The organism is Streptomyces sp. NPDC049627, from assembly GCF_044465645.1.
In the GTDB taxonomy this organism is placed as follows: domain Bacteria; phylum Actinomycetota; class Actinomycetes; order Streptomycetales; family Streptomycetaceae; genus Streptomyces.
In genome coordinates, this window is sequence record NZ_JBITLW010000018.1 from 112,961 (window position 1) to 133,303 (window position 20,343).

Annotated in this window: 15 protein-coding genes, 1 tRNA gene and 2 pseudogenes; 3 read left to right on the forward strand and 15 right to left on the reverse strand. The window is 70.9% G+C overall.

Annotated features, from left to right (window positions below):
• Positions 1-18: 18 nt before the first annotated feature.
• Positions 19-1,473, reverse strand: coding sequence for an MFS transporter (locus ACIBU0_RS38985; RefSeq protein WP_398828242.1), 1,455 nt, complete (start codon positions 1,471-1,473; stop codon positions 19-21).
• A gap of 202 nt (positions 1,474-1,675) precedes the next feature.
• On the opposite strand from ACIBU0_RS38985, the gene ACIBU0_RS38990 reads away from it, so the two are divergent.
• Positions 1,676-1,750, forward strand: a tRNA-Cys gene (locus tag ACIBU0_RS38990).
• Between the two features lie 280 nt (positions 1,751-2,030).
• A complete protein-coding gene (locus ACIBU0_RS38995) occupies positions 2,031-3,293 on the forward strand; it encodes a hypothetical protein (RefSeq protein WP_398828245.1) in 1,263 nt (420 codons plus the stop codon).
• Positions 3,294-3,309: 16 nt separating this feature from the next.
• On the opposite strand, the gene ACIBU0_RS39000 is transcribed toward ACIBU0_RS38995, so the two are convergent.
• The 13 genes and pseudogenes from ACIBU0_RS39000 to ACIBU0_RS39060 form a co-directional block, all read right to left on the reverse strand.
• On the reverse strand, positions 3,310-3,786 hold the full coding sequence (locus tag ACIBU0_RS39000) for a GNAT family N-acetyltransferase (protein ID WP_398828247.1): 477 nt from the start codon (positions 3,784-3,786) through the stop codon (positions 3,310-3,312).
• A gap of 44 nt (positions 3,787-3,830) precedes the next feature.
• Positions 3,831-5,045, reverse strand: a complete 1,215-nt coding sequence (locus ACIBU0_RS39005) for an SUKH-4 family immunity protein (protein ID WP_398828249.1) — start codon at positions 5,043-5,045, stop codon at positions 3,831-3,833.
• A gap of 251 nt (positions 5,046-5,296) precedes the next feature.
• A pseudogene (locus tag ACIBU0_RS39010) lies at positions 5,297-5,611 on the reverse strand (phosphotransferase); the annotation flags it as partial.
• 123 nt (positions 5,612-5,734) lie between these two features.
• A complete protein-coding gene (locus ACIBU0_RS39015; RefSeq protein WP_398828252.1) occupies positions 5,735-8,044 on the reverse strand; it encodes a xanthine dehydrogenase family protein molybdopterin-binding subunit in 2,310 nt (769 codons plus the stop codon).
• Positions 8,041-9,807, reverse strand: a complete 1,767-nt coding sequence (locus tag ACIBU0_RS39020; RefSeq protein WP_398828255.1) for a 2Fe-2S iron-sulfur cluster-binding protein — start codon at positions 9,805-9,807, stop codon at positions 8,041-8,043. Before ACIBU0_RS39020 ends, ACIBU0_RS39015 begins: the two co-directional genes overlap by 4 nt.
• Entirely contained in the window at positions 9,804-10,697 is an 894-nt protein-coding gene (locus ACIBU0_RS39025) for an FAD binding domain-containing protein (RefSeq protein ID WP_398828257.1), read from the reverse strand. The genes ACIBU0_RS39020 and ACIBU0_RS39025 overlap by 4 nt, the downstream gene beginning before the upstream one ends.
• Positions 10,698-10,923: 226 nt before the next feature.
• Positions 10,924-12,534 (reverse strand): beta-N-acetylhexosaminidase, encoded by a 1,611-nt coding sequence (locus ACIBU0_RS39030; protein WP_398828259.1) that lies wholly within the window; start codon positions 12,532-12,534, stop codon positions 10,924-10,926.
• Between the two features lie 15 nt (positions 12,535-12,549).
• Positions 12,550-13,392 (reverse strand): annotated as a pseudogene (locus ACIBU0_RS39035) (carbohydrate ABC transporter permease).
• The gene (locus tag ACIBU0_RS39040; RefSeq protein ID WP_398828261.1) at positions 13,389-14,279 is read right to left on the reverse strand and encodes a carbohydrate ABC transporter permease; all 891 of its coding nucleotides are present in this window, start codon (positions 14,277-14,279) and stop codon (positions 13,389-13,391) included. Before ACIBU0_RS39040 ends, ACIBU0_RS39035 begins: the two are co-directional and overlap by 4 nt.
• The gene (locus ACIBU0_RS39045; RefSeq protein ID WP_398828264.1) at positions 14,276-15,568 is read right to left on the reverse strand and encodes an extracellular solute-binding protein; all 1,293 of its coding nucleotides are present in this window, start codon (positions 15,566-15,568) and stop codon (positions 14,276-14,278) included. Before ACIBU0_RS39045 ends, ACIBU0_RS39040 begins: the two co-directional genes overlap by 4 nt.
• Before the next feature lie 211 nt (positions 15,569-15,779).
• Positions 15,780-16,061: a DUF3039 domain-containing protein gene (locus ACIBU0_RS39050; protein ID WP_004000877.1), complete on the reverse strand. Its 282-nt coding sequence runs from the start codon at positions 16,059-16,061 to the stop codon at positions 15,780-15,782.
• 14 nt (positions 16,062-16,075) lie between these two features.
• Positions 16,076-17,329, reverse strand: a complete 1,254-nt coding sequence (locus ACIBU0_RS39055) for an RNA-guided endonuclease InsQ/TnpB family protein (protein ID WP_398828366.1) — start codon at positions 17,327-17,329, stop codon at positions 16,076-16,078.
• Between the two features lie 105 nt (positions 17,330-17,434).
• Positions 17,435-18,007 (reverse strand): YqgE/AlgH family protein, encoded by a 573-nt coding sequence (locus tag ACIBU0_RS39060; RefSeq protein WP_030054423.1) that lies wholly within the window; start codon positions 18,005-18,007, stop codon positions 17,435-17,437.
• 253 nt (positions 18,008-18,260) lie between these two features.
• Between ACIBU0_RS39060 and murA the strand changes: the two genes are divergently transcribed.
• Positions 18,261-19,601 carry a UDP-N-acetylglucosamine 1-carboxyvinyltransferase gene (gene murA, locus ACIBU0_RS39065; protein ID WP_398828268.1) on the forward strand — a complete coding sequence of 447 codons (1,341 nt, stop codon included), beginning with the start codon at positions 18,261-18,263 and terminating at the stop codon, positions 19,599-19,601.
• Positions 19,602-19,761: 160 nt separating this feature from the next.
• Here the strand turns inward: murA and ACIBU0_RS39070 are convergent, their stop codons facing one another.
• Positions 19,762-20,043 (reverse strand): HU family DNA-binding protein, encoded by a 282-nt coding sequence (locus ACIBU0_RS39070; protein WP_007498188.1) that lies wholly within the window; start codon positions 20,041-20,043, stop codon positions 19,762-19,764.
• Positions 20,044-20,343 lie beyond the last annotated feature (300 nt).

Genomic DNA, 20,343 nt, shown 5'->3' on the forward strand with positions numbered 1-20,343 from the left:
GCCCTCCGGTGCCCCGACTCACCGCTCCCGCAACCGCGTAGTCACCCAAGCCCCCACCAACGCCACCCCCGCCATCGGCAGGAACACCGCCGCGAACGCCGCCGGATGCGACCCGGCGCCGGCCGCCTCCACCGCCGTATGACTCACCGCGCCCCCGCCCAGCGCGGCGAACGCGGCGCCGCCCGCCGAGAGGAGGACGACGTTGGACAGGGCGTCGGATATCTGGAGCGCGGCGGAGTTGGTGCCGGCCTCCTCGGGAGCGGAGAGGTGAAGCAGGAGCACGCTGCTGGAGGAGATCACCAGCCCCATCCCGAAGCACCCGAACGCCCACGCCACGGCGACGGTCCAGGCGGGCACGGAGTCGACCAGCACACTCGGCGCCGCGGCGATCGCGGCGGCGACCAGCACCATCCCGACCGTCATCAACCGCTCCCGGTACGGCTCCACCCGCGGCCGCGACTGCACCCACGACCCCAGCGCCCACGTCACCCCGCCCGCCGCGAGCGAGAACCCGGCGAGCGTCGGCGACAGCCCGCGCTGCGTGACCAGCATCAGCGGCACGAAGGACTCGGCGGCGATGAAGGACCCCGCGGCGACCCCGCGCAACAGCACCACGGACGGCAGCCCGCGCGCCGCCCGGTAGGTGCCGCGTGGGAGCAGCCCGAGCACGGCCGGCACGAGGAGCGCGGCGCCGACGACGCCGGGGGCGAGCGCGAGCCAGCGCAGGTCCTGGGCGGCGTACTGGAGCAGACCCGCGCCCAGGGAGATGCCCAGCGCCAGCCGGATACGCCGCCGGTCGAAGGAGGCGCTGCCCGCCGCGTCGTCGACCGGCCCTGCCGCCCGCAGCCGTATCTGCGGCAGCGCGAGCGCGAGCGGGAAGACGACCAGCACCGGAATGCCCACGAACACCCAGCGCCAGCCCAGATGCTCGGTCACCGCTCCCGAGGCCAGCGGCCCCACGATCGACGGCACGACCCAGCTCGCCGCGAACGCCGCCATGATCGCCGGCCGCAGCCGCTCGGGGTAGGCCCGCCCGACGACGACGTACAACGCGACGATGACGAGTCCTCCGCCGAGGCCCTGCACGGCCCGCCCGAGAATGAACAGCCACATGGCCCCGGCGGTCCCGGAGAGCAGCAGCCCGGCACCGAAGGCCGCGATCCCTGTCGTCAGCGCCCCCAACGGCCCCCGCCGGTCCGACCACTGCCCCGAGAGCACCATCCCGAACAGACTGGTCGTGAAGTACCCCGAGAACGCGAAGGCGTACAACGACACCCCGTCCAGCTCCCGCGCGGCCACCGGCATCGCCGTCCCGACGGCCGTCGCCTCGAAGGCGATGAGCAGCACGACGGAGACGATCCCGACACTGAGCGCCCGATAATCCCTGCTCAGCACGGTCTCCTCGGACTCGGGGACCGAAGGGACGACGGAAGTCTTCGCGACGTCGGGGCGGCGCGGCTCGAGGGCAGTCATGGTCGCCAGCGTAAGGGCCACAACTGACATTGACCCCTGTCGGGAGACGGCCCCGCCCTGAGACCTTGGTCGTACGACCGCGGCCTTTCATGAACGGGGTGTGGCAGTCCCATTGCGGCACCCCCGATTCCCTTGAGCCCCTCCCCGGCCCGCCCGTACGGTCGACTCACCGATCAAGCCGGACCAACCGGACTTGAACGACGGCCGTGTGCCCGAGTGGTTCAGGGGCTCGCCTGCAAAGCGAGTTACGTGGGTTCGAATCCCGCCACGGCCTCCATAGCGGCGTTGCGGCCGACCACTGGCGGGTGGTCGGCCGGGCGTGGTCCCGAGTGGTTCGGGCGCTCGCCTGCGCCGCATCCATCAGCGAGCTCCGCTCGCGGGGAGTTACGTGGGTTCGAATCCCGCCACGGCCTCCAGCTTCTCCCCTTGCCCCCAATCCCTTCTCTCCCTCTCCTCAAACGGCAGCACAACCCTGGACGCCCTCCGGTTGTCCAGCACATGGCCGGACGGCAAACCTCCGGTCGTCGTGCTTCCTGTCCCGACGAGGAGATCCTTCCGTGCGCCAGCGCATCCGCCCCTCGCACCTTCGCCCCTCGGCGGCCTTCGTGGCCGCTGCCGCGATCGTCGCCGCCGTTCCCGCGGTCGCCGCTCCCTCGGCGTACGCCGAGGACGGTGAACCTTCCCTGGTGATCTCGAATCTGCCGCGGACGTCTCCGAAGCCGGGTGAGGTGTACGACGAGTCCGTCGTCATCACCAACAAGGGCACCGCGGCCGCGGACGGCCTCACCTTCCGGATCCGGCTGACCCGGGGGCTCGACTTCCCCGAGCCCGTCGAGGGCTGCACCTACTCGACCGTCGAGGACGAGGTCAGGCAGGCGCTCTGCGAGCTCGACACCGTCCTCGAGCCCGGCGCCTCCGTCGAGACGCCCGTGCGGTTCAAGGCGCTGCCCAAGGCGCTGATGGAGGCCGTGGAGTACGGCACCGGGCCCACCGGTGGGACTCCGGGCGAGGGGTTCGGTGACAGCTACCGGCGTCTGGCGCTGACCGCGGACAGCTCGGCCGATCTCGTCGCGGTCGGCGAGTACACCGAGGCTCTCGCCGGCGGCAAGCAGTCGGCCACGGTCCAGCTGCGCAACGACGGCCCCGGCTGGATCCAGAACAACGACAGCGACGACCAGCCCGCCCTCATGGTGCAGATCCCGCCGGGTGCCTCCGCCGTGGAGGTCCCGAAGGAATGTGCTCCGTTCGGGATCGACGGCCCGTCCGGTCCCGGCGGAACGCCCGGCAAGCCCAAGTACGTCTGCTCCCCCGACGACCACACCATCGAGGTCGGCGAGTCCAACGCGTACACCTTCATGCTGAAGATCGACTCCGGTGTGAAGGGCACCATCAAGGGCGAGGTGAAGGCGACCTCCGTCTACGACATCCACCCGGCGTTCGACAAGAACACCGCCAACGACAAGGACTGGCTCCGCATCGACATCCCCACCGACAACGAGGAGGGCCCCGCCACCTCCGGCGGCTCCTCCACCGGCGGCGGCTCCTCGGACGGCGGCTCCACGACGGGCGGCGACGGCAACGACCCCGCCGGCCAGTCCACCGGCGGCACCGGAGGCACGGGCGGCACGGGCAGCTCGGGTGCCGCGTCGGCCGGCACCTCGACCAGCGGCTCCACCACCGGCTCCGTCGACGGCAACCTGGCCGGCACCGGCTCCGACGGCACCCCTCTCATCGCCGGTGCCGCAGCGGCCGCGGCAGCCCTCGGTGGCGTCCTGGTCATGGCCGTACGCCGCCGTCGCGCGACCGCCAAGTCCTCCTGACCTCAGGGAGAAGCCGTCACCCGCGCGCGACGCGAGCCTGGAGCAGGCGCGGCGAGGTCTCGAAACCCTGGCGGGCGTAGGCGGGGATCGCACGGGGCGAGGAGTGGACGGTGACCCGCTCCAGGCCGAGGTCCCTCGCCCTGGCCAGAGTCTCGGTGATCAGCCGGCCGCCGAGCCCCGCGTCGCGCGCCTCCGGGACCACGTACACGCACTGGAGGTCACCGGAGGCCCGGTGCAGCGCATGCGGCGTCGGCACGCGGTGGACGACGGCCAGCCAGGCCATGCCGAGGAGCTGTCCGTCAGCGCTGACGACGACCATGCAGCGGTGCGAGGAGGCGTTCCGCTCGGCCCAGCCCACGAAGTGGCGGACGAAGTCCTCGCGGTCGACGGCTGCCGGTGCGGCACTGCCGTTCTCAAGGATCCAGTGCCAGCGCAGGCCGACGACGGCCGCCAACTCGCCCGGCTCGGCCGGGCGAATGGTGATGTCGTCCATACCGGCAGGGTGGATCTGTCGCGCGTCACCGTCCGGCGGTCGGTTCACCGCACCGCCCCCACCGCCTCCAGGACCCCGCCGGCCACGTCCTGGAACACCTCCGTCCAGTAGTGCCGGCCGCCCCCGCCCGCCGCGGTGACACCGGTCGGGTCGACCGTCGACAGGACCTGGAGCATCGTCATGGCCAGCTGGTCGTAGGTGTCGGTCGTCAGCTCATGGCCCGACTCCTCGTCGATCGCCTGCTCGCGGTGCAGCAGCCAGAGCGTGAAGGCGAGGGTCGAGACGTCGGTGTTCAGCGGGAACAGCCGCGCCTCGGGCTCGCTGAAGTTCAGCACCGCGCCCGTCGCGCCGTCGATGACCAGGCTGTTGTCCTCGACGAGGTGGCCGAGGCGTATCAAGTGGTGGGCCCCGGCGGGCAGTTCGGCGCCCCGTTCGTCGTCGGCGCAGTACTCGGCCAGCGTCTGCAGCGGGGCGTCCGTGTCCAGGGTGAACAGGTAGCCGTCCTCCGGCAGGCCCACCTCGCGCAGGAAGCGGCGGGTCGGCTCGTGCGTGAGCGTGGCGGGGAAGTCGACCTCCTCGAAGCGCACCACCTTGCCCTGGCCGAATTCCTGGTCCAGGAGGCGCTGGGGCAGGTCCAGGGCCAGTCCCGAGGCTCCGGCGCGGCCGGCCACGAGCGCGAGCGGGCGGATGAGGGCCGCCATCTTCCAGAACGGCGCCGGCGCGCCGTCCGTGCCGTCCTCGAACACCGCCAGCAGGTGCCGCGATGCCTCCGCGACCGCCTTCGGGCCGTAGCGGCCGACGTAGGAGGCGAACTGGCCGCGCAGTCCCGCCAGTTCGTCCGTCGCCTCCGCGAAGCGGACCAGCGTCCGCAGGGACGGGGCCAGCGGGCGGCGGTCCATCAGGTCGGGGCGGTCGTGCAGGAGGTACGTCGTCGAGATCTCGCCCGTCGCGCCGTCCAGCAGGACCGACTCCGTCTCCAAGGCGCCGCCGGGGCCCAGGAGTCCGCCTATCACCAGCTGGTCCCGCAGCTCCGCGGCCAGCCGGCCGTCCGGATCGCCCGTCGAGTCCGCCACCGTCCGCAGGCCCTCGCGGCACAGCTCGGCGAAGCTCAACACGCCGCTGTCACACGGCAGTCCGGGGCCCGTCAGCCATCGCCGCGTGGAGGCGTGCGTGACGTACGGATCCAGCGCGGTCTCGGTCAGGACGATCGCCGTATCGCCGGTGTGATCACCGGTGTAAGTCGTAATGGTCGTGCTCATGGACTCCCCCGCATGTGCTCGCTCACAGCCCCGGGCAGGACACAGCCGATCGACCAGCCCGCCGGGCTCGGCGGCCGTCCCACTGCTCAGAACACTACGCGCCACCACTGACAACGCACCGGACCAGCGAGAACACCGGCCACGCCGCGAACGGCACCACCACCGGCCACTCTTTCGGGCCCGCACCGCCACCGGCAACTCATTTGGGGGCGTGCCGCCTTCACCACTGCTCCAACAGAGAAGACGCAGCCGACCTTGGCTTGTTCCCGTCCCGCCAGAATCGTTTCAACGGTCTCCCGCACTGTCAGTTCCGAGGAGTCCACCCACAGCCCGATACGCGGCGTCTGGGCCCGCAGTGCCCCGTCCAGCTCCTCGACCGTCCAGGCCCCCGTGAAGCCGGCCTCGGCGTAGGCGTCCGCCGTCGCCGCCGACAGCCGGTAGCGCAGCCGTAGTTGGGCGTCACCCTCGCCGTCGGCGCCGGGCTCGTACTCCACACGCCCCGAGACGATCATCCGCCGGAACACGTCCCCACGGACATGCGCCGCCCTCGGCGGCCTCTCCGCCAGCGCCTGCGCGACCGTCGACTTCCCGACCGCTCCCCCGCTGTCTGAAGGGCGCGGGCGGTGCCCTCATCGCCGGTGATCAGGACGACCCCGCCCGTCAGGACGGCCGGGAGTGCGGCCGGGGGCTCACTGCCCGGTCACCACCGCCGCCTGCGGCCGGATCGGCAGGCGGTTGACCGGGCGGCCCGTCGCGGCGCGTACGGCCGACGCGATGGCCGCCGGCGAGGTCACCACCGGCACCGCGCTCACCGCCTTCGCGCCGAAGGGCGCGACCACGTCCCGCTCCTCGACCAGCTTCACGATCCGGATGTCCGGGGCGTCCAGGGCCGTCGGCAGGGAGTAACCCGTCAGGTCCGGGTGACGGATCACGCCGCGTGCGCTGCGCAGGTTCTCCGTGAGCGCTATGCCCACGCCCTGCGTCACGCCCGCCTCGATGCGCGCCTCCAGCTGGGCCGGGTTCAGCACCCGGCCGACGTCCTGGGCGAGCGCCAGCTCGACGACCCGTACCGAGCCCAGTTCGATGTCGACGTCGACGACCGCGCGGATCGCGCAGAAGGACATGCCCACGAAGGCGTCGCCCTGGCCGGCGTCGTTCAGCGGTTCGGTCGGGTGCGGGCGGCACTGGGCCGTCGCCCACAGCTCCTTGCCGTCCATCGCCTCGGTGACGGTCGTCGACAGGACGCCGTCGTACGAGGTGATCTTGCCGTCGGTGATCTGGAGCAGCTCCGTGGACATGCCGAACTTGTGCGCCAGGGGCTGCAGGAGCTGCGTGCGGACCATCTTCGCCGCGCGTTCCACGGCGCCGCCCGACACCCAGGTGTGGCGGCCCCGGCAACCCGCGCCCGCCGGGGGCTGGTCGGTGTCCACGGGCGCGACGTGCACCTCGTCGATGCCGAGCGTCTCCTGGACGATCTGCCGGGCCAGCGTGGTGAAGCCCTGGCCCGTCTCGACGGCCGCGCACAGCACCGTCGCCACGCCGTCGTGGACCTTCACCGTCGCCGTGGAGACCTCGTCCGCGCCCTCCGCGCCGAGCATGTGCACCATGCCCAGGCCGTAGCCCACGCCCCGCCGGACGGCACCCGGTTCGCCGGCGCCCTCGGGGCCGCCGGGCAGCAGCCACTCGTCCTCGGGCGTGTCCTTGGGGAGGGCCGGAAGCGGGTAGTCCCGTACGGCCTGGAGCAGTTCCGCGACCGGCGCCGGGCAGGTCACCGTCTGGCCGGTGGGGAGGACGTCCCCCGTCGCCATGGCGTTGCGCAGGCGCAGCTCGGCCGGGTCCACGCCGAGTTTCTTCGCCAGCTTGTCCATCTGCGCCTCGTACGCGGCGCACACCTGCATGGCGCCTTCGCCGCGCACATGGCCGGAGGGCGGGTTGTTGGTGCGTACGGCCCAGCCCTCGATGAAGGCGTTCGGGACGACGTACGGGCCGCAGGCGAAGGAGACCGCGGCGGCCAGGGCCTCGGAGGACGTGTCCGCGTACGCGCCCGCGTCCAGCAGGATCTGCGCCTCGACCTTCACCAGCTTGCCCTCGGCGTCGGCGTGGTGGCGGTAGCGCAGGAGGGTGGGGTGCCGGTGGGTGTGGCCGAGGAAGGACTCCTCGCGCGTGGCCGTCAGCTTCACCGGGCAGCCGGTCTTGAGCGCGAGCAGGCCGAGCGGGAGCTGGAAGCCCTGGTCCTCGCGGTCGGCGGTCGCGCCCGGGACTCCGGTGACGACGACCTTGACGCGCTCGGGTTCCAGTCCGTAGCAGGCTGCGGCCCGGTCACGGTCGGTGTGCGGGTCGGTGGAGGCGAGGTAGAGCTCCACGCCGCCGTCGGGGCGCGGTACGGCGAGGCCCGCCTCGGCGCCGATGGGAGCCGGGTCCTGGCGGCCGATGCGGTACAGGCCCTCGACCACGATGTCGCCGGCCGCGTCGGGGTCGCCGTGCCGCAGCGGGATGTGGCGGATCAGGTTGCCGTCGGGGTGCAGCGGCTCGGCCTCGAAGGCCTGCTCGGGGTCGGTGACCGGGTCGAGGACGTCGTACTCGACGATGACGGCCGCGGCGGCCAGGCGCGCGGTGTCGGGGTGGTCGGCGGCCACGGCGGCGATGGGCTCGCCGTGGTGGCGTACGACCTCGGAGGCGAAGACCGGGCGGTCGGCCTTGCCGCGGCCGTACAGCGGGCTGCCCGGCACGTCCTCGTGCGTGACGACGGCCCGGACGCCGGGCATCTCACGCGCGTGGGAGGTGTCGATGGACTTGATGCGCGCGTGCGGGTGCGGCGAGCGCAGGACGGCCGCCCACAGCAGGCCCTCGGCCCACAGGTCGGCCGCGTACGGGAAGGTGCCCTCGGTCTTGGCGCGGGCGTCGGCGGCCGGCAGGGAGGCGCCGAGGCCGTGCGGGATCGGCTCGGGGGCGGGTGCTGCCTCCGCGGGGGTGGTCGCGGTGGCGGCTTCGTTGCTCACGCCTGGCCTCCGTCCTGTCCGTACGCCTGGTCATGCGGTCCCGGCGATCCGTGTGCCTCGAACAGCGACGGGTGGACGCCGCCGGCGCCGGGGCCCGCCTGATGAGGGATACGCGGCTCGTCGCCGTCGTGTTCGGGCGCGTCGGCCGCCGCGTGCGCCTCGCGCTCGGCGACGACCTCCTGGACGGCCCGGACGACGCCCCGGTAGCCGGAGCAGCGGCACAGGTTGCCGCACAGCGCCTGGCGGGTCTCCAGCTCGGTCGGTGCCGGGTTGCCCTCCAGCAGGTCGTGCACGGTCATCGCCATGCCCGGCACGCAGAAGCCGCACTGCACGGCGCCGCACCGCGCGAGCGCCCGCTGCACGTCGGAGGGCTGTCCGTCCTCGGCCAGGCCCTCGACCGTACGGACCTCGCTGCCGGCCGCGGTCACCGCGGGTACCAGGCAGGACGCGACGAGCCGCCCGTCGACCTGCACGTTGCAGGCGCCGCACTCGCCCTGCGAGCAGCCGTCCTTGGCGCCCGCGAGGCCGAGCCGCTCGCGCAGCACGTAGAGCAGCGACTCGCCGATCCAGGCGTCGGAGACGGGCCGGTCGGCGCCGTTGACGCGCAGGACGTAGGAGGCGAGGGGGTGCTCCTCGCCAGGAGGCGGGGGTACGTCGTCGGAGGCGGCGGGCCGCTCGGGTGCGCCGGCCGCCTCGTGGGCCTCGGGCGCCGAGTCGCCGCCCTCGGCCGGAGTGGGCTCGACGTGAGCCTCCGCGGGGCCCTGTGCGGCCGCTGGGGCGCCTTGGACGTCCGGGGCGCCCTCGTCGGGCGCGGGAGCGTCCTGCGGGGCGTGTGCGGCGGTTTCGGCGCCGGCCTCGGCGGGCGGTGCGGACGCGGGAGCGGTGTCTCCGGCGGCGTGCGCGGACTCGGCCGCGGCGTGTGCCGGGGAACCGGGTTCCACGCGTGCGTGTCCGGTCGGCGCGGGCGCGGCCCCTGCCGACTGCCCGTGCGGGGCCGGGGCGGACTGCTCGCCGGAGTGGTCTGCGGGGTGTGCGCCGGGCCGGTCGGTGGCGTGTACGGCGCGCTGGTCGCCGGGATGTGCTCCGCGCTGCCCCGGCACGTGCCCGGCGGCCGTCGGCTGTGCGGCCGTATGCCCGGTTCCGGTCGGCTCCTCGGTCACCGCCGCGGCCTGCTGGCCCCAGGGCTGCCCCGTCGCCTGCGTCGCCCACGGGGCGGGCGCGCCGCCCGGCAGCGTGGCCGGCGGGGTGCCGCCCCACTGCTCGACCAGCGACGACGTGGTGAACTCGCCCGATTCGTCCGGAAGGTCACCGTCGGCGACGGGAATCGACCACTGTCCGGTGACGTCGTGACCGGGCGCACCGGCGGCCTCCTGGCCCGCCTGGCCTGCCGCGGTCTCCGAGAAGTTCCACTGCTGGGTGGCGCCGGGGTGGTACGTGAACTGGCCGCTGCCCGTGTCCTGCGGGCCGGCGTTCGGGTCGGGCCACTGGGCACCCTCGGCCGGCGCGCCCGCGACCGGCCAGCCGCCGGGGGCCGCGGGGTCGGTGCCCGCCGTCGAGCCCGGCGCGACCGTTATCTGCGGCGGCACGTACCCGTGGCCGGGCGCGGCCAGCGGACTGTCGGAGGAGGCCAGCAGGGCGTCGATGCCCCCGTCCGGGAGTTTCACGAAGGCGGTGGCGCCGTCGTCGTACTCGCCCTGGGGCAGCGGGTCCCAGCGGCCCGCGCCGCCCTGGGGCGCGCCCTCTCCGTGCTGGTCGTCGGTCACGTCAGCGCCCTCCCCAGTGCTCGTCGGGCCAGCGCGGCGACGGTGCGCCGCAGGTGCAGTACGGCGGGCGGATGCTGCGTCACGGAACCGTCCTCGGCCGGGGCCGGGTCGGGGATGCAGGCCGCCGCCACGTACTCCCCGAAGGCGTGCAGCGCCTCCGGGACGATCGCGCGGTTGTTGTCCCAGTCGATCAGCTGGGCGACCCAGTGCTCGGCCTCCAGGGGCCTGAGCGGCATCGGCGCTATGGCGCCCACGGCGCACCTGACTCCGCGCCGGGCGGGGTCGAGGACGACCGCGACGGACGCCATCGAGCGCCCCGGGCCGGTGCGGCCGGTGGCCTTGAGGAAGACCTGCGGGGCGTGCAGCAGCGGCACGCGCACGTAGCCGATGAGTTCGCCGGCGCGCAGCATCTCCATGCCGGCCAGCAGGTGCGACACCGGGATCTCCCGGCGGGCTCCGCCCGGGCCCGCGATGATCAGGGTCGCTTCGAGGGCGGCGAGGACCGGCAGCGCGTCACCGGTCGGGGACGCCGAGGCGATGTTGCCGCCGAGTGTGCCCGCGTTGCGGATCTGCGGCGGGCCGGCGGCGCGTGCGGCGGCCGCGAGGGCCGGGATCAGGGCGGCGAAGTCGGGGCGGCCCATGCGGGCGTGCGTGAGGCCGGCGCCGAGCAGGGCGTGGCCGTCCTGGTACTGCCAGCCACGGATCTCGCTGATCTTGCCGAGGCCGACCAGTGCGGCGGGCCTGAGCTGTCCGGAGTTGACGGCGGCCATGAGGTCGGTGCCGCCCGCGACCGGCACGGCGGCGGGCATGGCACTGAGTGCCGCCACGGCCTCGTCCAGCGTCGTGGGCAGCGTGACGGCCTGCGCCGCCTGCGGTGCACTCGTGGTCAAACCGGCTGCCCCTTCCCGCTGCCCCACATGGTCCCACCTGTGCTGCCGTACGGTACGTGCTGACAGGGCGGACGTGGCAACTCTGGCACATCTTCGCAGGACCCGAAGACAGGGGTCCGCTAGGAGGCATTCGCCCACCTCACCGGGGAGATGGTCCGTTTTCGCACGGCATCACCGGTGCGTTCCGATTGACACTCTTCGGTGACGCCTTGCCGGTTTTTTTCCATTATCTGTTCGGGGGCGGGCCGTCGATCGGGCGGCCGAGCACACCGGGCCGCCGCTGCCACGGCCGCGGCCCCGTCGGTGGCCGGTACGCGACCCCCAGGGCGTCAAGTCGCCGGTAATGGGCGGCCATCCGCCGCTCGAAGCCGGTGAAGTCCCGCTCTGCCGGGGCCGGAAGGCGGCTCCAGGCCACCTCGGCGAAGGCGGCGAGGCGCGGGAACGTCTGGTAGTCCACGCGCGCGGGGTCTTCCATCACCTCGGTCCACACGTTGGCCTGCGTACCGAGCACGTGCCGGGCCTCGTCCGGCGTCAACTCCGCGGGAACGGGCTCGAACCGGTAGACGTCCTCCAGGGTGCGGACGTAGCCGATGGGGACCGGCTCGTCCGCGCCCGCGTCCTGACGGTGGTCCAGGTAGACCTGCTGCTCGGGGCACATGACGACGTCGTGGCCCGCGCGGGCCGCCGCGACGCCGCCCGCGCAGCCGCGCCAGGACGACACGGCCGCGCCTTCGGCGAGCCCGCCCTCCAGGATCTCGTCCCAGCCGATGAGCCGGCGCCCGCGCGCGGCGAGCCAGGTGTCGAAGTGGCCGATGAACCAGGCCTGGAGCTCGTCCTCGTCCTTCAGGCAGAGTTCCCTGATCCGCTCCTGCGCGGTGGCCGACTGCCGCCACTGGTCCTTGAGGCATTCGTCACCCCCGACGTGAATGAACTCCGAGGGGAACAGCTCCAGGACTTCCTCGAAGACCCCCTCGTAGAAGCGCAGGGTGTTGTCAGTGGGGGCGAGTACGTTCGGATTGATCCCCCAGTTGTCCCAGACGGAGAGGGTGGTGGTGTCGATGACGTCGGCGTTGCCGAGTTCCGGGTACGCGGCGATGGCGGCCTGCGAGTGGCCGGGTACGTCGATTTCCGGGACGACGGTGATATGCCGCTCGGCGGCGTACGCGACGATCTCGCGGATGTCGTCCTGGGTGTAGTAGCCACCGTGCGGCTTCTCCTCCCACAGCGGGGAGGCCCGATGGCCGATTTTCGTGCGCGCCCGCCATGAGCCGACCTCGGTGAGCCGGGGGTACTTCCTGATCTCGATGCGCCAGCCCTGGTCGTCCGTCAGGTGGAAGTGGAAGACGTTGAGTTTGTGGGCGGCCATCAGGTCCAGGTAGCGCAGGACGCCGTCCTTGGGCATGAAGTGCCGGGCGACGTCGAGCATGAGGCCGCGCCAGCGGAATCGGGGGGAGTCCCGGATCTGCGTCAGGGGCAGCCGCCACGTACGGCCGGGAAGGGGTGCGCGCCGGAAGGCGTCGGGGCCGAGAAGCTGGCGCAGCGTCTGGGCGCCCCAGAAGACACCGGCGGGCGAGCCGCCCTGGATGTGGACGCCGTGGGGGGCGATGACGAGGCGGTAGGCCTCGGCGTCGAGGCCGGGCCGGACGGACAGATGGAGGACGTCGTACTCGCCGCCGTTCCTGGGCGGCAGCGCGAGCCCGGTCGCCGCGCCGAGCGTCGCGCGCAGCAAGCGCGCGGTGTCCTCGGTGCCCGGCCCGGCCTCGATCCCGAAGCCGTCGCCGAGTTCGAGGAAGCCCTCGGCCCGCTCCATCTCGTGAGGTACCGGAATGAGATCCATGAATGATCAGGCCTTTCAGTCCTTGACCGCGCCGCCGAGCCCGGACACCAGGCGCCGCTGCACGAGTACGAAGAAGATCAGCACCGGAATCGTCATCACCGTCGACGCGGCCATCACCCCGCCCCAGTCCGGCTCGTCCGGCTTGTAGAACACGAGCAGGGCCATCGGCAGGGTCGACTGCGAGGTGTCGCTGATGATGAACGACTTGGCGAACAGGAAGTCGTTCCAGGCGGAGATGAAGGAAAACACGCTCGTGGCCACGAGCCCCGGGAAGACCAGTGGGAAAAGGATCTGCCACAGGAATCGCGACCGGCTCGCCCCGTCGATGCAGGCGGCCTCCTCCAGGGCCTCGGGAACCGCCTTCACAAAGCCCCGCAGCATCCAGATCGCGAAGGGCAGCGAGAAGGCGATGTGCGGCAGGATCAGCGAGCCGAGCGTGTTCAGTTAGCCGAAGTCCCGCATGAGGAAGAACAGAGGGATGGTCAGGGCCTCCACGGGCACCATCTGGGCCACCAGAAACATGATCAGCAAGGTCGTCCGAAACCGGAAGCGGAATCGTGTGACCGCGGTCGCCGCGAGAAACGCGATCAGCGCCGAGACGACCACGACGGTGCCCGCGACGACAAGGCTGTTGAGGAAGTACCGGCCGAATTCGTTCTGCTCGAAGACCCGCCGGAAGGAATCCAGGGAAGGCGCGAGCGTCCAGGGCCGAGGCTCGCTCGACTCGATCTCCCCGGCCGGTTTGAAGGCGCCGAGCACCATCCAGTACAGCGGAAACGCCACCACCACGGCGATCAGCAGCGCGGACGCCTCCGCGAGCAGCCGCCAGGGGCGCCGTACGAAACGCACCGAACTCACAGCTCCTCCCCCTGCCTGCGCAGCAGCCGCAGATACACCAGCGTCACCGCCAGCAGGATCAGCAGCATCACCACGCCGATCGCCGAACCCAGGCTGTACTGCGAGGACGCGAACGCCTTCTGGTAGGCGTACACGTTCAGTACGAGGTTCTGGCCCGCGATGCCGCCGCCGTTCGTCATGACGTAGATCTGTGTGAAGACCTTGAAGTCCCAGATCACCGACTGGATGGTGACGACCACCAGGATCGGCCGCAGCATCGGCGCCAGCACCGACCGCCAGATGCGCCACTGCGAGGCCCCGTCCAGCGCGGCGGCCTCCAGCACCTCGGCCGGTACGGCACGGATGCCGGCGTACACGGTCACCATCACGAACGGGAAGGAGCACCACACCACTTCGAGCAGGACGAGGAGGAAGGCGCTGAAACGCCCGTACGTCCAGGAGTGGTCGCCGATTCCCAGGATGCGGTTCACCGGCCCGAAGTCCGGGTCGAACAGGAACAGCCACACCGTCGACCCGGTGATCGCGGGCGTCGCCCACGCCCCCGACGCGGCCAGCATCAGCGCCAGCCGGGGCACCGCACGCACCCGCGTGAGCAGCACGGCGAGCGCACAGCCGACGGCGAGGGTCGAGACGACGCAGGCCGCCGCGAACAGCACGGTGGCCAGCAGCACCTGCCAGAACTGCGGGTCCCTGAAGAGCTCCGTGTAGTTCCCCAGGCCTTGGAAAGTGGTCGGTTCACCGCCGCTGACCTGGGCCTGCGTGTACTGGAAGAGGGAGATCAGGCCGAGCTGGTAGATCGGGTAGACGAGCAGCCCGCCGAGGACGACGAGGGCGGGGGCGAGATAGAGCCACGGGGTCCACGTGGTGCGGTCGGTCACTGAGGTCACCCGGCGGAGCCGAACGCGTCGTCCATCTTCTTCGCCGCATCTGCCGAGGCGCCGGCCACGTCCTTCTTACCGCTGATGACCTCCTGGAACATCGTCGGCAGAACGAGCGAGGAGTCGATCTCGGACCAGGCGGGCGACGCCGGGACGAACTTGGTCCCCGCGGCGAGGGTCTCCGCGAACGGCTTCACGTACGGCTCCTCGGCCGCGACCTGTTGCCTGACATCGGAGAAGGTCGGCAGGAATCCCATCGCCCCGAACATCGACGCCTGGGTCTTCTTCGAGGCCAGCCGCTCCATGAGGCCGACCGCCAGCGTCCGGTGCGACGTGCTCTTGAGCACCCCGATGTTGTTGCCCCCGGCGAACGCCGGCGCGACGGACCCCGCCTTCACCCCCGGCAGCGGCACGACCGCGTACTTGCCCTTCACCTTTCCGGCCTCCACGGCCGCGTGGCTGAAGTCGCCGCCGATCGCCATGCCCGCCTTGCCGGCCGCGAACGCGGTGATCGTGTCGTTGCCGCCCATGCCCGCGCACTTGGCGGCGGGACAGTTGTCGTCGGTGAACAGGGACGTGTACGCCTTGATGCCCTTCCGGGCCGCCGCGCTGTCGATCGCCGAGGCGTACGAGCCGCCCTTGTCCGTGGCGATCTCACCGCCGTTGGCCCACACGAACGGCATCGCGCCGTACGTGTACGCCCCGCCGACCACGAGCCCGTACAACTCGGGTTTCGCGGCGCGGATCTTGCGGGCGGTCGTCGCCAACTCGGCCATGGTCTTGGGCGCTTCGAGGCCGAGCTCGGCGAAGACGTCCGTGCGGTAGTACAGGGCGCGGACACCGACATAGAAGGGCGCGCCGTAGACCTTTCCGTCGACGGTGACGGACTGCTTGGCGGTGGGGTCGGTGTCCTTCGTCTCGCTCCAGGCGCCGAACTCCTTGGTGACGTCGAGGAGTCCGCCGTCCTTCACATAGCCGGCGGTGTCGGTGTTGCCGTACTCCATCACGTCGGGGGCGGACGCGGGGTCGTTGAAGGCGGCCTTGACGCGCTGGGCGCGGGTCTCGACCGGGATGTACTCGACCTCGACCTTCGTGCCCGCGTGGGCCTTCTCGAAGGAGGCGACGACGGCGTCGACGACCTTCTCCTTCGGCTTGTTGCCGACTTCCTGGAAGAGCCAGACCCTCAGCGTGCCGGTCCTGTCGTCCTTGTCGGAGGCGGAGTTGTCGGACGTCTGCGGGGCGCAGGCGGTGGCGGCCATGACGGCGAGGAGCACGGCCGGGCGGGCGGGGAGCTTCATGGAGCAATCCTCCGAGCGTTGCAACATACGCAATGACTGTTTTGCTCTGCACAACACCACGGAGGCTAGGGACCGCATGAACACGTCGACAAGAGGTCTCAACCACTCTGTGACCAGCCGACGCACCCCGCGCAACGGCAAAAGACACAAAGGCCCCGGAGCGCACCAAAACGCGCTCCGGGGCCTCAGGAGGTCCGGCTGTGAGGGGCTGCTACTTCTTGCCGTCGCCCTTGTCGTCGCCGCCGGCGCCCATGGACTCGTAGATCTCCTTGCACATGGGGCACACGGGGTACTTCTTCGGGTCGCGACCAGGCACCCAGACCTTGCCGCAGAGCGCCACGACGGGGGTGCCGTCGAGGGCGCTCGCCATGATCTTGTCCTTCTGGACGTAGTGGGCGAAGCGCTCGTGGTCGCCGTCGCCGTGGGACACCTGTGGCGTCGGCTCTACGAGGGTCCCCGTACCAGTCCCGCGCTCGGGCTCGAGAGTGCTCATAACGCCAAGGGTAATCAACTGCCCGAGACTGTGGGTCTCAGGCTTGCACAACGGGCATCACTGGATGTGACACGTCGCTTGCGTTCAGTCCCAATCCGCTGCTTCCCAGGTGGGACAGGGGTGGTTGACTGCACCCCGCATCGCCACAACTGCCAGGCACGGGCCTGGATGTTGCGGGAGCTGTTCCGGTCTGCGTGATCAACGAATCCGCAGTTCCGGCACGCGAACCAGGCCTGCGAGACCCGGTTTGCTTTGTCAATGTGCGCGCATTGGGCGCAGGTACGGGAGGTGTACGCCGGATCGACGTAGATCACCGGTACTCCCGCCCTACGGGCCTTGTACGCGATGAACTGCCCCAGCTGCGCGAAGGCCCAGCTGGAGTGAGTGGCCCGTTGGGGCTTCCGAAGCCGTACCCGCTCGCGGATGCCCGTCAGATCTTCCAGGGCGATGCCGCGACCGGTGCGTTCCGCCTCGGCCACCACGTGTTTCGCGATCTTGTGGTTGATGTCCTTGGCCCGCCGCGCCTCCTTGCAGCGCCGCTTCTTCAGACGCCGCTTGGCGGACGGAGTGTTCTTGCGTTGCAGCTTGGCCCGCAGGCCACGTTCCCGGGTGCGGATGCGGTTGAGTTCACGTCCAGCCATGATCTCGCCATCCGAGGTCGTGGCGATATTCACGATGCCCAGGTCGACCCCGAGGAAGGCCACCGGTTCAGTGTTCAGGTCAGCCTGCGGCACCTCACAGGTGGCATTCAGGAACCACATGCCGTCCCGGCAGAAAAGATCGGACTCGCCCTTGCGATACAGAGCCAGGGTGACCAGCTGTTCCGGCGAGGCAGTGAAGGCGACGTCCTTCATCCGCCCTGTGAGGGTCCAGATCGACAGCCGTCGCTCCGAGATCTGCCAGGACAGCATCCGGTCGTCATACGGCTGTGCCCCCTCCAGCCGAAAGACGATCGGCTTATCAGTGGCCTTGCGGTAGCGCCTCGAGCCGGGCTTCCCGAGGTTTCCCGCCCTAAGGTTCGCCTTCAGCGTCGCGTACGCGTCACACGTCTTCTTGATGACGTGTTGAGCGGCCTGAGAACCGAGCGCCCAGCGAGTCCTCACCTCTTCGTAGGTGAGCTTGCGCAGCGCGAAGTTCTTCTTCACATTCTTCTGGAACGCAACCTGGCTGGCCCAAGTCGCAGCCTCGTTGCATGCACGCAGGGTTACCGTAAGTGCCGCCTCCTGCAGGGGCGTTGGCAGTAGCGTCACCTGTACCACGAGCTTCACGCCCGCGACGCTATGGGTCGCCACCAGGCCCAGTATTCGAATGAACAGACCGCCACTCGAAAGAGTGATCTATCGCTTTACGGTGTCCGCCCTCCGAGGTCGTCGTCAGTTGAGCGACGGGTCGTCCGGATACGTGGCCACCATCGCGAGCTCGTTGCGCTGGCGGCGCAGCACCTCGCGCCACAGTCGTTCCGGAGACGGGGACGAGACGTCCCCCGGCTCGGACTCGACGACGTACCAGGCGCCTTCCACCAGCTCGTCCTCCAGCTGGCCGGGTCCCCAGCCGGCGTATCCGGCGAAGATCCTCAAGGACCCGACGGCCGAGGCGAGCAGCTCCGGCGGTGCCTCCAGGTCGACGAGTCCGATCGCGCCGTGCACCCGGCGCCAGCCCAGCGGGGCGCTCTCGCCGTTCGCGTCGCCGGGGATGACGGCGACACCGAGTGCCGAGTCGAGGGAGACCGGGCCGCCCTGGAAGACGACACCGGGTTCGCCGGCGAGGTCCGCCCACCCCTCCAGGATGTCGCCCACGTCCACGGGGGTCGGACGGTTGAGGACGACACCGAGGGAGCCCTCCTCGTCGTGGTCGAGAAGGAGCACCACCGCGCGGTCGAAGTTCGGGTCCGCCAGGGCGGGCGTTGCCACGAGCAGCCGCCCTGTGAGCGAGGACACCTCGGTCATGCCAGACATGATCCCGCATCTTCCCTTCGCGTGGGGAGGCAATCCCGGTTCGCGAGTGAATGCAGCTCAGGGCGGAAAGGAGCGTCCCCGGGCGCACGGGGGCGGCGGTGACCGTTCGTGCCCGACGGCGAACGGTTCGTGTTGTGACAGAGCTATGACGTTCCTGAGCCGTCCTTGGGCTTACAGAAGGGGGGTCGGCGGCGATTACCCTTTCCCTTCTGGCCCCTGCCCAACTCATCGGAACGCGAGATACATGACCGTCAACGACGATGTCCTGCTTGTCCACGGCGGAACCCCGCTGGAGGGCGAGATCCGTGTCCGCGGTGCGAAGAACCTCGTACCGAAGGCCATGGTGGCTGCTCTGCTGGGCAGCGCGCCAAGTCGACTGCGCAACGTGCCGGACATCCGTGACGTGCGTGTCGTACGCGGTCTGCTGCAGCTGCACGGGGTCACGGTCCGTCCGGGTGAGGAACCGGGCGAGTTGGTGATGGACCCCTCCCACGTGGAGAGCGCGAACGTCGCTGACATCGATGCCCACGCGGGTTCCAGCCGTATCCCGATCCTCTTCTGCGGCCCCCTGCTGCACCGCCTCGGCCACGCGTTCATCCCCGGCCTCGGCGGCTGCGACATCGGCGGCCGGCCCATCGACTTCCACTTCGAGGTGCTGCGGCAGTTCGGCGCGCGGATCGAGAAGCGGGCGGACGGGCAGTACCTGGAGGCTCCGCAGCGGCTGCGCGGCACGAAGATCCGGCTGCCGTACCCGTCCGTGGGCGCGACCGAGCAGGTCCTGCTGACGGCCGTCCTCGCCGAAGGCGTCACCGAGCTCTCGAACGCGGCCGTGGAGCCGGAGATCGAGGACCTCATCTGCGTGCTGCAGAAGATGGGCGCCATCATCGCGATGGACACCGACCGCACGATCCGCATCACCGGTGTGGACTCGCTCGGCGGCTACAACCACAAGGCCCTCCCGGACCGCCTGGAGGCCGCCTCCTGGGCGTCCGCGGCGCTCGCGACCGAGGGCAACATCTACGTCCGTGGCGCCCAGCAGCGCTCGATGATGACGTTCCTCAACACCTACCGGAAGGTGGGCGGTGCCTTCGAGATCGACGACGAGGGCATCCGTTTCTGGCACCCCGGTGGCCAGTTGAAGTCCATCGCCCTCGAAACGGACGTGCACCCCGGTTTCCAGACCGACTGGCAGCAGCCGCTGGTGGTGGCCCTGACGCAGGCGACCGGCCTCTCGATCATCCACGAGACGGTCTACGAGTCCCGTCTCGGCTTCACCTCCGCCCTGAACCAGATGGGCGCCCACATCCAGCTCTACCGCGAGTGCCTCGGCGGCTCCGACTGCCGCTTCGGTCAGCGCAACTTCCTGCACTCCGCGGTCGTCTCGGGCCCCACCAAGCTCCAGGGCGCCGACCTGGTCATCCCCGACCTGCGCGGCGGCTTCTCGTACCTCATCGCGGCCCTGGCCGCCCAGGGCACGTCCCGCGTCCACGGCATCGACCTGATCAACCGCGGCTACGAGAACTTCATGGAGAAGCTCGTGGAGCTGGGCGCGAAGGTGGAGTTGCCGGGCAAGGCGCTGGGGTAAGTCCAGCCCGGCATGGTCCCCCGCTCGAGCGAAGCCGGGAGCGGGGGAGTTTGAGGCCGTTCTTAAGCGCAACCACGATGGGGCGGCACCCGAAGTCCGGGTGCCGCCCCATCGGCGTTCTACGAGCCGTACGCCGTCCCGTGGCATACAGGCGGCAAGGTCACTTGCCCTTGGCGGCTTCCTTGAGCTTGCTGCCCGCGGAGACCTTCACGCTGTAGCCGGCCGGGATCTGGATCGGGTCGCCGGTCTGCGGGTTGCGCGCGGTGCGAGCGGCACGGTGGGTGCGCTCGAAGGTCAGGAAGCCAGGGATGGTGACCTTCTCGTCGCCCTTGGCGACGACCTCGCCGACGGTCTCGGCGAACGCGGCCAGAACGGCGTCGGCGTCCTTGCGGGTCACCTCGGCGCGGTCGGCCAGCGCGGCCACCAGCTCACTGCGGTTCATGTTGTTACTCCCGTGTTCTTCTTGCCGTTGAGGCGTCAGATCGAAGCCGATGCTGCCAGGGTCCTCGGACAGTCCCCGGACCCGGGTCCGTCGTCAGACCCTCGCGCCCGGGACGCATCCTGCCCCTACCTGCGGCGGGAAAGCCAATCCGGCACCCGCAGGAGTCGTGAGAACACCCATGGGAGTCACACGAAGAGAGGGCCTCAGCCTGGCCGTCACGATAAACGGCGGCTGGAGGCCCTTGGTTCCACGACGCGCCGTCACAAGGGCTTGCCGTGGCGATCCTCACAGGGCCCGCAC

Coding starts and splice junctions, on each gene's coding strand:
- ACIBU0_RS38985 (WP_398828242.1), bottom strand. CDS start 1,473: ATGACTGCCCTCGAGCCGCGCCGCCCCGACGTCGCGAAGACTTCCGTC.
- ACIBU0_RS39000 (WP_398828247.1), bottom strand. CDS start 3,786: ATGGACGACATCACCATTCGCCCGGCCGAGCCGGGCGAGTTGGCGGCC.
- ACIBU0_RS39005 (WP_398828249.1), bottom strand. CDS start 5,045: ATGAGCACGACCATTACGACTTACACCGGTGATCACACCGGCGATACG.
- ACIBU0_RS39030 (WP_398828259.1), bottom strand. CDS start 12,534: ATGGATCTCATTCCGGTACCTCACGAGATGGAGCGGGCCGAGGGCTTC.
- ACIBU0_RS39045 (WP_398828264.1), bottom strand. CDS start 15,568: ATGAAGCTCCCCGCCCGCCCGGCCGTGCTCCTCGCCGTCATGGCCGCC.
- ACIBU0_RS39050 (WP_004000877.1), bottom strand. CDS start 16,061: ATGAGCACTCTCGAGCCCGAGCGCGGGACTGGTACGGGGACCCTCGTA.
- ACIBU0_RS39060 (WP_030054423.1), bottom strand. CDS start 18,007: ATGACCGAGGTGTCCTCGCTCACAGGGCGGCTGCTCGTGGCAACGCCC.
- murA (WP_398828268.1), top strand. CDS start 18,261: ATGACCGTCAACGACGATGTCCTGCTTGTCCACGGCGGAACCCCGCTG.
- ACIBU0_RS39070 (WP_007498188.1), bottom strand. CDS start 20,043: ATGAACCGCAGTGAGCTGGTGGCCGCGCTGGCCGACCGCGCCGAGGTG.